A 13,456-nucleotide genomic window follows, 5' to 3' on the forward strand; every position below is an offset into this window, starting at 1 on the left:
TTAATTTAAAACTTTTATACCAGGTAGCTCCTTACCTTCAAGATATTCTAAAAAAGCTCCACCAGCAGTTGAAACAAAATTAAAATCATTTATTGCATTTATCTGATTTAACACTGCAATTGTATCCCCACCTCCTGCAACAGAGTAAATTGAATTATCTTTATTTTTTTTAATAATCATTTTTGCTATTTCATAACTACCTAAAGCAAAATTTGGATTTTCGAAATAACCTGCTGGACCATTCCACAAAACAGTTTTACTATTTTCGATAATATCTTCGATTTTTTTTAGAGTTTTTGGGCCAATATCTAAAATAAAATCATCTGCTGATACTTCAGCTAAGTCTTTAATTTGAGATTCGTCATCCATGCTTTTTCCAATTTTGACATCCTTTGGATAAATTATCGAACATGAATGATCATTAGAGGTTTTAAAAATGTTTTCTATTTCTTTTTCACAATTCTCTTCTTTGACTGATTTTCCTATCGAATTTCCTTTATAGCTTAAAATGTTATTTGCCATTCCACCAACAACAATAATGTTATCAAATTTTGGTATTAAATTTTTAATTAAATTAATCTTAGTTGAAATTTTCGATCCTCCAATTATACATGTAATTGGTCTTTTTATTTCACTCGTTACTTTCTTGAGTGCATTTATTTCAGTTTCCAATTGCAACCCAGCAAAAGACGGCAAAAATTCTGTGATTTTACTAATTGAGGCGTGAGCTCTGTGTGAGCAAGAAAAAGCATCATTTACATAAAGATCTGCAAGACTCGCCAATTGTTTTGAAAAATTTTTGTCATTTTTTTCTTCTTCCTCATAAAACCTGATATTTTCTAAAAAAATTATTTGACCATCGAAATTTTCAAATAATTTATCTTTTTTAATCTTAAAGATATCTTCATTAATGAGTTTGATTTTTTGATTTATTTTGCTTTCTAAATTTTCACAAATCGGTTTCAAAGAAAGTTCTTTGTTTACTTTTCCTTTAGGTCTTCCAACGTGTGAAATTATAATCACTTTACAATTTTTTTTTATTAAAAAATTGATCACAGGCAAGATTTTATCAATTCTTGTTTGATCTGTGATCACTCCATTTTTTAAAGGAACATTTAAATCCAATCTTAATAATATTACCTTTTGATTAATATTTTCTTGATCTTTAATATTGTTCATTAAGAAATTTTATGAAGATACGTCGCAATATCACACATTCTATTTGAAAAACCCCACTCATTGTCATACCAAGCAGAAATTTTACCCATATTTTTACCTATAACATTTGTTAATGATGCATCCACTATAGAGGAAGCTGGGTTGTGATTAAAATCAATGGAAACAAGTTTTTCTTCTGTAATTTCTAAAACTTTAATTTTCTGTTTCTTGCTGAAGTTTTTAAAAGCAGAATTAATTTTTTCAACAGAGAGATCTTTTTTGGAGCAAAATATTAATTCAATTAAAGAAACATTTGGGGTTGGTATTCTCATTGCTACACCTTCTAGCTTTCCTTTTAAAGAAGGTATAATTTCACCAATCGCTTTTGAGGCACCAGTTGAGGTCGGTACTATTGATTGACTAGCCGTTCTAGCTCTTCTTATATCTTTATGAGAATTATCTAATATCCTTTGATCAGTTGTAAAAGAATGAATTGTAGTCATAAAACCTTTTTCAATCTCAAAATTTTCATTTAAAACATGCGCAACTGGCGCAAGACAATTAGTCGTACACGACGCTGCAGATATAATTTTATGCTCCTTTTTAAGTTCCTTTTCGTTAACCCCAAGCACTATTGTCTTATCAGCATTTTTGCATGGCGCGGAAACAATTACTTTCTTTGCTCCATTATCTAAATGTGGAATTAATTTTTCCTTAGAATTAAATTTACCAGTACATTCAAGTACATAATCAACATCATTATCTTTCCAATTAATTTCTTCTAGTTTATCTTTTTGTGAATAATAAATTTTATTGCCATTTATATTTATATGATTTTTTTCTATTGATATATCAGCATTGAATTTTCCATGAATACTGTCTCTTTTCAGTAAAGCACAAGCAGTCTCAATATCAGCTCTATTATTAATATGTTGAATCTTTAGGTCAGAATGATCCTCCTCAAATATTGATCGAACCACCATTCTACCTATTCTACCTAAACCGTTAATTCCAATTTTTGTTTTCATAAATTTTTCTTTATTTTTTTTACAATATTTTCAACATCTAATTCAAAGTGTTTATAAATATCTTTATATGGCGCGCTCTTACCAAAGTTATCTATTCCTAAATTTAATCCATTGGCACCTGTATACTTTTTCCAATAACTTGTTTCTGATGCCTCTATAGAAACTTTAAGAGCACCTTCTTCTAAAATATCTTTTTTATAGTCATTGGTTTGACTATCAAATATTTCATGGCAGGGCATTGATATAACCTTTGAATAAATATTTTCTGTGGCTAATTTATGACTAACTTTTATTGCAAGGTCAGTTTCAGAGCCTGTTGCCAATAACGTTACCTTAAGATTATCTCCATTTCTTAAAATTTCATAAGCTCCTTTAGAACAAAGATTGTTTGCAATCACCTCTCTTCTTATTGGTTCTATTTTTTGTCTTGTAAGAGCAATAACACTTGGTTTATTTTTACTTTCCAAAGCCAACTGCCAACATTCAAAAGTTTCAATGGTATCGGAGGGTCTAAATACATTTAAATTTGGTATAGATCTCAACATTGCAAGCTGTTCAACAGGCTGATGAGTTGGTCCGTCTTCTCCCAAACCGATTGAGTCATGAGTTAAAACATATATAACTCTTTGACCCATCATCGCTGCTAATCTGATAGAAGGCTTGCAATAATCACTAAATATTAAAAAAGTTCCACCATATGGAATGAGATTACTATGCAAAGAGATTCCATTCATAATTCCACACATTGCATGTTCCCTTACCCCATAATGAATATAATTCCCTCCAAAACTTCCTGGTTTAATTATTTTATGATTTTTTGTTTTTGTATTATTTGAACCTGCAAGATCAGCCGAGCCACCGATCAAATTTGGCAATTTCGAAATTATATCTAAAAATTTTTCTGAGGATTTTCTCGTTGCAATTGGCTCTAATGATTTTATATAATCTTTTTTTACTTGATCTATTTCACTTATAATTTCATCGTTAAAAATATTGAATTCAGGTGAATATGATTTATTTTTATCTGCTTTTGAGGAAGCGTTTTCTCCAATTTTTCTCCACTCATTTAAAATTTTTTCAGGGATTTTAAAAGGCTCATAATTCCATTTTAATTTTTTTCTTACTAGCTTTACCTCATCGGTACCTAACGGGCTTCCATGCGATGATGCTTTTCCGCTTTTATTTGGTGAGCCATAACCAATTAAAGTCTTACAAGAAATAGCAAATGGTTTTTTTGAATTTTGAGCTTTTTTTAAAGCGGTAAAAATTTGTTTTTCATTATGTCCATCTATTTCTAAATAGCTCCAACCATAACTCTCAAATCTTTTTTTTGTATTATCAGAAACGGCAAGATTTGTAGGGCCATCAATCGAGATAGAATTATTATCAAAAAGCAGTATCAAATTTTTTAATTTTATATGACCTGCAAAACTTAAGGCTTCATGGCTTATTCCTTCCATAAGACACCCGTCTCCTGCCAAGACATAAGTCTTATGATCTATCTTTTTTTTTCCTAACTTTTTTTTTAATATTTCTTCAGCAAGCGCAAAACCTACAGCATTAGATATACCTTGTCCTAATGGTCCAGTTGTAGTTTCTATGCCTGAATTTGAGTGATACTCTGGATGGCCAGCACAAATACAGTCTAGTTTTCTAAAATTTTTGATATCATCTATAGAAACACTTTTATAACCAGTTAGATATAAAATTGAATAAAGAAGCATGGACCCATGACCAGCAGAAAGAACGAACCTATCTCTGTTAAACCAGCTAGGATCTTTTGGATTAAATCGTAAAAAGTTTTTAAATAAAACTGTAGCAACATCAGCCATTCCCATTGGCATTCCAGGATGACCAGAATTTGCTGCCTCAACAGCATCTAAAGACAGAAATCTTACAGCATTAGCTAAATCTTTATGTTTTATTTTCAAAAATATTCCTATCTAGACTAAGAGACTCATTAATATATAATTATATATATATGAAATATATCAGCGAAAAAGAAAAAAAACTTGAAGACGCTCTTAAGAAATTAAAAAAACTTGACCTCAAAAATGACCAGATAAGTGGAGACATAAAAGAATTAATTGATCAAAAAAATCAATTAGAAATTGAAAAAAACGAATTGGAAAAAAGATACAAAAATTTAAGCGATGAACACGACAATCTTCAAGTCAAAATCAAACAAATGAAGGTAGAAAAAAAAGATGATAGAATGAAAAGATTAGAGTTTAACGAAAAAATTGATGAATTAAATCAAGAAACAGATACTTTACTTGAAGAGATTGAAAAATGGCAAATGTAAATATTAAGTTTAATGGAAAAGACTTTCTTCTTTCATGTGAGGATGGTCAAGAGGATCATCTTGAGGAGCTAGCAGCAAATTTAAACGAAAAATTTGAAAAATTAAAAAATGACTTAGGAAATATAGGTGAGAATAAATTATTATTGATCACCGCTATTAAAGTGATGGATGAGTACTTTGATACCAAAAAAAATGTTGAGAAAAAAAAGCTAGAATTAAACAATCTTACTGAAAAATTTAAAGAACTGAAATCTCTTGTATACGGCTACAAGGATGAAAAAGAAGATGAAGCAACTAAATTGAACAACGATATCAACAACTTGCAAAAAGAGCTTGATAAAATAAATAATAATTATGATCAATTAATTTCTAATACCGCAAAAGAAATAGAGGAATTTGTTGAGCGAATTAATCTTAAAAATTAGATTTAATAGTGAACAAATTTCAATTAAGAAAAAAAATATCTAAAATTCGATCAAAATTTGTCAGAAAAAAAAACACAATTAATTCTGAGGCGATAATCAAATTGATTGAGCAGAAATCTCTCAACAAAAAAATTGGATTGTATTATCCGTTTGGTGATGAGTTATCTACTTTGGAATTAATGAAGCGATTGACTAAAAAAAAATTTATAATTTCTTTACCAATAATTAATAATAAGTTTGACATGTCTTTTTATAGCTGGAGTCCTAATGAGCCTTTAACAATAAACAGATATGGTATCTTAGAGCCTTTTAAGGAAAAAAAAATAACTCCTTCTACATTAATAATTCCGATGTTAGCTTTTGACACTAACTTAAACAGACTTGGTTATGGAGGAGGTTTCTATGACAGGTTTATTCAAAAAATTGAGAAACAAAATAACTGTGTTAAAATCGGACTTGCTCTTTCCTGTCAAAAAATTAATAAAGTTCCAGTTGGTAAATATGATAAAAAAATGGATTTCATAATTACTGAAAAAAGAATTTATAAATGAAAATTTTATTTTTAGGCGATATTGTAGGACCCTCGGGTTGTATGGTTGTAGAAAAATATCTTAAGAAGATTGTTGAGGAAAATAAAATAAATTTTGTGATAGCAAATGGTGAAAATGCAGCCCATAACGGAGTAGGTATTACAAAAGATGTTTTAGACAATCTAATTAAATTTGGAGTAAATGTACTCACAACTGGAAATCATGTTTGGGATCATAAAGAAACCTTAAAACTCGTTGAGGATGATAACAGACTTCTTAGACCATTTAATTTAATTGGAACATCACCAGGAAAAGGGTTTGAAATTTATCAAACATCAAAAAATTTTAAAATAGGTGTACTAAATTTAATGGGAAATGTTTTCATGAGGAAAAGTGAAGATGTTTTCAAAACGGCTGAAAATTTTCAAAAAAATTATCATTTAAAAAAAGATTATGACTTTTTAGTAGTCGACTTGCATTGTGAAACTACTTCAGAAAAAATGGCAATGGGACATTTGTTTGATAGTAAAGCAACTTTAGTTACCGGTACTCACACGCACATTCCAACAAATGATGCAAGAGTTTTAAAAGGTGGGACTGCGTATATCACAGATTCTGGAATGTGCGGTGACTACGACTCAGTAATTGGGATGAATAAAGAAAACTCATTAAAAAGATTCTTTAAACAAGATTCTGAAAAACATTACCCATCTTTAGGGGATGGTTCTTTATCGGGTGTTATGGTAGATTGTGATGAAACTACAGGGCTAGCTAAAAATATTAATAGTATAATTGTTGGGGGTGTTTTAAATAACTCAAAATAATATGGCAGGACATTCTCATTGGGCTGGTATAAAACATAAAAAGGGTAGAGCAGATAAGGAGAGATCAAAAATCTTCTCGAAACTTTCCAGGGAAATTACTGTAGCTGCTAAACTTGGAGATAAAGATCCTTTGATGAATCCGAGACTTAGATCTGCTATTCAAGCAGCGAGATCTTCAAACATGCCAAAAGATAATATTGAGAGAGCCATTGATAAATCAAAATCTTTAAATCAATCAAATTTTGAAAAGATAAGATACGAAGGTTTTGGTAGAGATAAGGTTGCCATAATTGTTGAGACACTTACAGATAACAAAAATAGAACTGCCTCAAAATTAAGAACAATTTTTCAAAAAAATGGTGGTAATTTGGGTACTCAAGGTTCTGCAGCTCACAATTTTAAACAAATTGGCGTAATTAGGATAAACATAAATGAAATTAAAGACGATAAAATTTTTGAACTAGCAATTGATGCTGGTGCAGATGAATGCTTCTCCTTTGAAAATTTTCATGAGATACATTGCAGTTTTGAAGATATTTATTCTATAAAAAAAAAAATTGAGTCTCATGTTGAAAATTTTATATCCACAGATATTGAGTGGATTCCACTAAACAAGGTCTCCAGCGAAGGTGAGAATAAAGAAGACATAAAAAAACTTATAAAATTATTAGATGATGACGATGATGTTCAAAGGGTTTACTCGAACTTTGGGGAAGAAGATTAAGCAATGTTAATAATCGGAATAGATCCTGGAATTAATGGTGCTATATGCTTATTTAAAGATGGTAAGATAGTGGATGTATTTGAAATGCCTAAAATGGCTGTAGGAAAAAAAAATAAATCACAAGTTAATGCTTCTCAAATATTTAATGAAATTCAAAAAGCTCTAGAAAGAGAAGATAAAACAAAAGTAATAGCTGTAATTGAACAGGTTTCTGCAATGCCAGGACAGGGTGTTACTAGCATGTTTAATTTTGGACAGTCTTTTGGAGTGTTAAAGGGAATTTTTTCTGCAATGCAAATTCCAATGGATTTTGTTTCACCAGTTAAATGGAAAAAATTCTTTAATTTGATCAATACAAATAAAGATGCTAGCAGAACAAAAGCTATTGAGATATATCCTTATTTTTCCTCAAAATTGTCAAAAAAAAAAGATGCCAATAAAGCTGATGCAATACTAATTTCCAGTTTTTACTACCAAAACGCCAAATATTAGGATTTATTTGATCTATCAGGTCAAATTGATGACACATTTTAGTGTGAAAGATTTTTCATGGAAGCCGATATAGCATCACAATCTGTTGGATTAGGAAGTTCAGTAGACTTTTCTTTATGGAGCCTATTTCTAAGAGCAGACATAATTGTAAAATCAGTTATTGTTCTGCTAATCGCAGCTTCAATTTATACATGGGCGATAATTATAGAAAAATTCAAGTTATTTAAAAAGATAAATTTATCAACACAAGAGTTTGAGGAAAAGTTTTGGAAATCAAGATCTGCTGAAAGCTTTTATAATAATTTACCTGCAAATATTGATGATCCAATGTCAAATGTTTTTAAAAAGACTATGCAAGTTGTTCTCAAATCGAGATCGAGAAGTAATTTAAATGAAAAACTTTCAGGTTTATTAGAGTCTAATATAGAAAATGAAGTTAACAAACTTGAAAAAAATTATTCATTTTTAGCTACTGTTGGTTCGACAGCGCCGTTTATTGGTTTGTTTGGAACAGTATGGGGAATTATGAATTCGTTTCAATCGATTGCTGTTTCTAGAAATACAAGTTTAGCAATTGTTGCACCAGGTATAGCCGAAGCATTATTTGCAACAGCTCTTGGTCTTTTAGCTGCTATACCTGCGGTTGTGGCATATAATAAGTTTAATAACGATTCTAAAAAATATTCTCAGAGATTAGAAAATTTTGCCAAAAGATTTATCTCTACTATTTGACGAATGGCCTTTAATTTAAAAAATAAATCTAAAGATCCAATAAGTGAGATAAATGTAACCCCATTTGTTGATGTTATGTTAGTTCTTTTAATTGTTTTTATGGTAACAGCTCCACTACTTACTGTTGGTGTTCAGGTTGATCTACCAGAAAGTTCAGCTGACTCACTTCCTGAAGAACAAGAACCGTTGACTTTAAGTATAAATTCAAAAGGAGAGATTTTTATTCAAGAGTCCAAAGTTGAATTTGATAATGTAATTGCCAAAATATTAGCAGTTTCAAAAAATAGGACAGATACAAGAATATATGTAAGAGGCGACAAGACAATAAATTATGGTAGAGTTTTAGAGGTTATGGGAATGCTTTCTGGTTCAGGATTTACAAAAGTTGCGCTTATTTCAGAACCTTATAAAGAAAGGTAATAGATTGTGGCCAATAATATTATAATATCATCTTTACTACATTTATTCCTAATCATTATAACTGCATTAAGTCTGCCCTTTTTAGCAAAAAAACCAATAGATCTTCCACCAATTATTTCAATAGAGCTTATTCAAATAACTGATAAAACATCTATACCTTATGCCCCAAAAGCAAAAAAGATTATTGAGGAAATTAAGAAGAAAGAAAAAGAAAAACTTGTTTCTGAGCAAGCACCTCCAAAAAAGGTAAAAAAAGAAAAACCAGATGCAATTCCGTTACCAGATCAACAAAAAAATATTGTAAAAAAACCTGAAGAAGAAAAACAAAACCCAGAAAAAATTGATGATGAAATTAAACAAGTTTCGGAATTTGAAAAAAAAGAATTATTTGACCCAAACAATATTGCTGCGCTAATCGATAAATCAAAAGAAGAAACTGCAGAGGTGGTTAAAAAAGATGATAAGGTGACTCAATCGCAGAGAAAAAGCGTTATTTCATCTGGATTGACCTTGAACGAGGAAGATGCCTTAAAAGCTCAAATATTTGGATGTTGGAGTATCCCATTGGGCTTACCTTACAATGAAAATCTACTTGTGAGAATTAAACTTAATTTAAAACCTGATGGCACTGTTATCAATTCTGAAATTCTTGACCATGCTAGAATGAATAAACCAGGTCAAGGTTTTTACAAAGTTTTGGCAGAAAGTGCTTTAAGAGCTATAAGATTATGTCAACCATTAAGAGTACCAACCACTGGTTATGAGAGATGGAAAGAGATACAATTAAATTTTGATGCAAGGGAAATGTTAGAAGGATGAAAAATTTTTTTTATATATACTTAACAGTTATTTTTTTAACATTTACCAATAAGTCATTTGCATTAATTGAGGTAGATATTACTAGGGGTAACTTAAACCCTTTACCCATGGCTGTTTCGCCTCTTTCTGTTGAAAAAGAATCTAAAGATAAGTTTAAAGATCAATTAAATTTAAATGATATAGGATTAGAAATTTCAAAAGTGATTGAAAATAATTTAAGGCAATCTGGTCTTTTTAACCCATTAGATCAAAAGGCATTTTTACAAAAACCAAATATTGCTCACGTTAAACCCAGATTTGAAGATTGGGCATTAATAAAAGCTCAGGCTTTGATTACTGGTGAAGTTAAGTTTGCAAATGACAGACTAAGAGTTGAATTTAGATTATGGGATATCTTAGCTGGTAAAGAAATATTAGCATTAGCTTTTACGACTGTTCCAGAAAATTGGAGGAGGGTAGGACATATTATTACAGATAAAGTATATGAAAGACTCACTGGAGAAAAAGGATATTTTGACACAAGAATAATCTACGTTGCAGAGGAAGGACTAAAAACAAATCGAATTAAAAAATTAGCAATAATGGATCAAGATGGTTTTAACACCAAATATTTAACATTGGGAAATGAACTAGTATTAACACCAAGGTTTAACCCAACAAATCAAATGGTAACATACTTATCATATTTCAAAAATTTACCTAGAGTTTATCTTTTAGATATAGAAACAGGTATTCAAGAGGTTGTTGGAGATTTTCCAGGAATGACTTTTGCGCCTCGTTTTTCCCCTGATGGAAAAAAAATAATCATGAGTTTTGCAAAAGATGGAAATTCAGATATTTATACTATGGATCTAGATAATAGGGTTGTTGAAAAAATTACAAATCATCCATCAATTGATACTTCTCCATCTTATTCACCAGACGGTAAATTTATTTGTTTCAACTCTGATAGAAGCGGATATCAGCAAATCTATGTTATGAGGAGTGATGGTTCAAAAGTAAAAAGAATATCTTTTGGAAACGGATTGTACGGTACCCCGGTATGGTCACCTAGGGGCGATTTAATAGCATTTACAAAACTTCACAAAGGTAAGTTTTATATTGGTGTGATGAGAACTGATGGAACAGGAGAGCGTCTGTTGACAGAAAATTATTACCAAGAGGCACCTTCTTGGTCCCCAAATGGGAGAGTCTTAATTTTTTATAGAGAGACAAAGTCTGATTCTAAGGGAAAAGGCTTTTCAGCAAAATTATGGTCAATAGATCTTACTGGTTATAACGAAAAAATGGTAAATACAGAAACAGATGCCTCAGACCCATCTTGGTCGTCATTATTGAGTGATTAGTTTGATTTTTCAATAAATCAATAATAAATCCTTGATTTTTAAGCTTGAAAGATCTATTTAGTTGTGAAAAAGTACAACATTAACTTTTAAGGAGCAGTAATGAGTTTAAACAAAATTTTTAGAAATACTTTGCTAATAGTTTTCGCAAGTATTCTATTATCTGCATGTGCCACAAAACAATCTGGTAAAATGCAAGGTGACGTATACACTGGAAAAGACACAGTTGAGTATTTAGCTTCAGGTGTGCCAGATAGAGTTTTCTTTGCAACAAATGAAACAGTTTTAACTACTGCTTCAAGAGAAACTTTAAGAAAACAAGCGTCATGGTTAAGAAAAAATTCAAAAATAAATGTAGTTCTTGAAGGTCACGCTGACGAAAGAGGCACAAGAGAATACAACTTAGCTCTAGGTGAAAGAAGAGCTAATGCGGCTAAAGATTATTTAATGACTTATGGAATATCTGGAAATAGAATTTCAGTAATAAGTTATGGAAAAGAAAGACCAGTAGACTCTGGTTCAAACCCTTTAGCTTGGTCAAAAAACAGAAGATCAGTAACAGTAAAAGCTAACTAATAATTTACAAATTCAGACCCCAATAACATAAGTTGTTGGGGTCTTTTTTTTGCCATCATTATAGATAGAAATCAATTAATGAAATTTTTAAAGCGTATTAATAAAAGAATATTAGTTTCTGCAATGTGTTTTTATTTAATCAGCTCTTTTGCTAAGGCTGAGGAAACGCAAACTTTAGAAGTTCTTAAGACACTGCAGAAGGATTTGAAAACTTTAGAAAAAGCAGTTTACTCACAGTCTTCAAATATAAACACAACTAGCACTAAATCCTTAAGTTCAAATGATGAAGATGTACTTACAAGACATCTATTAAAATTATCTGAAATAGAAAAACAGTTTCAAGATTTAACGAATAAATTTGAGGAAATTAATTTTAAGATTGATAAATTATCAAGTAGATTATCGAAAGTTCAAGCAGATAATCAGATGAGATTTCAATCTTTAGAAGAAGGAGATGGTGAGAAAAAAGTCTCAAAAAAAAAAGAGAAAAAATTACCAGGTAGTTCACAACCTGAAGACTTAGGTGCTTCTTCTTATAAATCTTCTGAAACTAATGAGATTGTCCAACAAACGCAATCAGTAGAAACAACTGGATCAGTAATCACCGAAAACTTTGCGTCAGAGGAAAAAATCTTACCAAACGATAAACCAGATAAACAATATGAATTTGCTACTAGTTTTTTAAAGCAAGGTGATTACACAACTGCAGAAAGAGCGTTAAGAGAATTTGTGATGACGAATCCTGAACATAAAATGGCAGGTAGTGCACAATATTGGTATGCAGAAACATTTAGAATAAGACAACTATATACTGATGCAGCTTCTGCTTACTTGGAAGGTTATCAAAAATATCCTAAAAGTGAAAAAGCAGCTATAAATTTACTCAAGCTTGGAGTATCATTAGTGCAAATTGGAGAAAAAGATCAAGGGTGTTTAATGATTACTGGAGTTAAAAAAGAATATCCTGGCGCAAAACAATCAGTTCTTCAAAAAGCAAAATATGAAGAAAAAAAGTTCGAGTGTAAAAAGAAAAAATCTTAAAAATTTTATTTTTATTCCCCAAACTAAGAACAAAAGAATTAAAAAAATCTATGAAAGATTTGAATTTTTAATTAATCAAAAAGAATTTAGAGGATATTTGGTTGCCGTGTCTGGAGGTGCGGATAGCCTTGCTTTAGCATATCTTTCAAAATGCTATCAAATCAAAAATAAAAATAAGAACTTTCATTATGTCCATGTAGATCATAAGTTAAGACATACATCTTCGAACGAGGCTCGGACTTTAAAAAAGGTATTAAAAAAATTTAGAATTGAGTGCAAGATAATTACGTGGAAAAAAAAGACAAATACTAAAAAAACTCAATCAGAGTCTAGAGATTACCGATTTAAGGTATTCGAAGGTTTTTGCAAAACAAAAAAAATTAATACATTATTATTAGGCCACCATTTTGATGATTTTCAAGAAAATTTCTTCATCAGATTATTAAGGGGCTCTGGTCTTAAGGGACTAGTATCTTTTTATAATTATAGAAATTTGCAAAGAAATAACATTAATATTGTCAGACCATTACTTGATTTTTCAAAAGAAGATTTATTGTACGTGACTAAAAATACCTTTAACTTCCATATAAATGATCCATCAAATACAAGCTTAGAATATTTGAGATCGCGGGTAAGGTTTATGATTAACAATCTTAAAAAAAATGGCCTTGATCAAAAAAAGTTTAAAATGACTTTTGAAAATTTAATATCCTCGAATAACTCAATTGAATTTTTCGTACAAAAAAACATCAGTGAGAATTCTTATATCAGTCCGTCAAAAAATAATAATAATAAAGCACTCTTATCTTTTAAGTTTTTTAGTAGCACTGATGAAATAATTTTAAGGTCCTTTACAAAAATTTTACAAGATATTAGCGGCAGATATTTCCCCGCTAGGGGCAAGGGTGTCTCAAGGACTATTAATCAAATTAAACAAAAATCCTTGACCAAAACAACTATAGGAGGATGTGTTATTGAAAAAATAGAGAATTCAGTAGTTATTTCTAAGGAAAACACAAAATAAACTCATTTGTGTAAC

At 30.3% G+C, this 13,456-nt stretch carries 16 protein-coding genes; 13 read left to right on the forward strand and 3 right to left on the reverse strand.

All coding sequences use genetic code 11. From position 1 onward, the window contains the following. The 3 genes from AMN84_RS02995 to tkt are packed head-to-tail and all read right to left on the reverse strand — an operon-like array spanning position 1 to position 4,123. Positions 1-1,179: a phosphoglycerate kinase gene (locus AMN84_RS02995; RefSeq protein WP_075483218.1), complete on the reverse strand. Its 1,179-nt coding sequence runs from the start codon at positions 1,177-1,179 to the stop codon at positions 1-3. Then, positions 1,179-2,186: a type I glyceraldehyde-3-phosphate dehydrogenase gene (gap, locus tag AMN84_RS03000; protein ID WP_075483219.1), complete on the reverse strand. Its 1,008-nt coding sequence runs from the start codon at positions 2,184-2,186 to the stop codon at positions 1,179-1,181. Before gap ends, AMN84_RS02995 begins: the two co-directional genes overlap by 1 nt. Beyond that, positions 2,183-4,123, reverse strand: a complete 1,941-nt coding sequence (gene tkt / locus AMN84_RS03005; protein ID WP_425304108.1) for a transketolase — start codon at positions 4,121-4,123, stop codon at positions 2,183-2,185. Before tkt ends, gap begins: the two co-directional genes overlap by 4 nt. A gap of 44 nt (positions 4,124-4,167) precedes the next feature. Here tkt and AMN84_RS03010 point away from each other — a divergent pair, with 44 nt between their 5' ends. The 13 genes from AMN84_RS03010 to tilS all read left to right on the forward strand — a co-directional run bounded on the left by AMN84_RS03010 (position 4,168) and on the right by tilS (position 13,441). Next, the gene (locus tag AMN84_RS03010; protein ID WP_075483221.1) at positions 4,168-4,491 is read left to right on the forward strand and encodes a 5-formyltetrahydrofolate cyclo-ligase; all 324 of its coding nucleotides are present in this window, start codon (positions 4,168-4,170) and stop codon (positions 4,489-4,491) included. Further along, positions 4,479-4,916: a cell division protein ZapA gene (gene zapA / locus AMN84_RS03015; RefSeq protein ID WP_075483222.1), complete on the forward strand. Its 438-nt coding sequence runs from the start codon at positions 4,479-4,481 to the stop codon at positions 4,914-4,916. Before AMN84_RS03010 ends, zapA begins: the two co-directional genes overlap by 13 nt. An 8-nt stretch (positions 4,917-4,924) precedes the next feature. Next, entirely contained in the window at positions 4,925-5,467 is a 543-nt protein-coding gene (locus tag AMN84_RS03020) for a 5-formyltetrahydrofolate cyclo-ligase (protein ID WP_075483223.1), read from the forward strand. After that, positions 5,464-6,270, forward strand: coding sequence for a TIGR00282 family metallophosphoesterase (locus AMN84_RS03025; protein ID WP_075483224.1), 807 nt, complete (start codon positions 5,464-5,466; stop codon positions 6,268-6,270). Before AMN84_RS03020 ends, AMN84_RS03025 begins: the two co-directional genes overlap by 4 nt. 1 nt (position 6,271) lies before the next feature. Further along, positions 6,272-6,994, forward strand: a complete 723-nt coding sequence (locus AMN84_RS03030; RefSeq protein WP_075483225.1) for a YebC/PmpR family DNA-binding transcriptional regulator — start codon at positions 6,272-6,274, stop codon at positions 6,992-6,994. A 3-nt stretch (positions 6,995-6,997) separates the two neighbouring features. Continuing rightward, positions 6,998-7,486, forward strand: coding sequence for a RuvC family protein (locus tag AMN84_RS03035; RefSeq protein ID WP_075483226.1), 489 nt, complete (start codon positions 6,998-7,000; stop codon positions 7,484-7,486). A gap of 57 nt (positions 7,487-7,543) precedes the next feature. Then, entirely contained in the window at positions 7,544-8,218 is a 675-nt protein-coding gene (gene tolQ / locus AMN84_RS03040; RefSeq protein WP_075483227.1) for a protein TolQ, read from the forward strand. Positions 8,219-8,221: 3 nt separating this feature from the next. Beyond that, positions 8,222-8,638: a protein TolR gene (tolR, locus tag AMN84_RS03045; protein ID WP_075483228.1), complete on the forward strand. Its 417-nt coding sequence runs from the start codon at positions 8,222-8,224 to the stop codon at positions 8,636-8,638. Between the two features lie 6 nt (positions 8,639-8,644). Continuing rightward, a complete protein-coding gene (locus AMN84_RS03050) occupies positions 8,645-9,457 on the forward strand; it encodes a cell envelope biogenesis protein TolA (protein ID WP_075483229.1) in 813 nt (270 codons plus the stop codon). After that, on the forward strand, positions 9,454-10,803 hold the full coding sequence (tolB, locus tag AMN84_RS03055) for a Tol-Pal system beta propeller repeat protein TolB (RefSeq protein ID WP_075483230.1): 1,350 nt from the start codon (positions 9,454-9,456) through the stop codon (positions 10,801-10,803). The genes AMN84_RS03050 and tolB overlap by 4 nt, the downstream gene beginning before the upstream one ends. 99 nt (positions 10,804-10,902) lie before the next feature. Further along, positions 10,903-11,376 carry a peptidoglycan-associated lipoprotein Pal gene (gene pal / locus AMN84_RS03060; protein WP_075483231.1) on the forward strand — a complete coding sequence of 158 codons (474 nt, stop codon included), beginning with the start codon at positions 10,903-10,905 and terminating at the stop codon, positions 11,374-11,376. Between the two features lie 78 nt (positions 11,377-11,454). After that, the gene (ybgF, locus tag AMN84_RS03065; protein ID WP_082254970.1) at positions 11,455-12,417 is read left to right on the forward strand and encodes a tol-pal system protein YbgF; all 963 of its coding nucleotides are present in this window, start codon (positions 11,455-11,457) and stop codon (positions 12,415-12,417) included. Continuing rightward, positions 12,377-13,441, forward strand: a complete 1,065-nt coding sequence (gene tilS, locus AMN84_RS03070) for a tRNA lysidine(34) synthetase TilS (protein ID WP_075483232.1) — start codon at positions 12,377-12,379, stop codon at positions 13,439-13,441. The genes ybgF and tilS overlap by 41 nt, the downstream gene beginning before the upstream one ends. Positions 13,442-13,456 lie beyond the last annotated feature (15 nt).

This window comes from Candidatus Pelagibacter communis, from assembly GCF_001180105.1.
Lineage (GTDB): Bacteria > Pseudomonadota > Alphaproteobacteria > Pelagibacterales > Pelagibacteraceae > Pelagibacter > Pelagibacter ubique_K.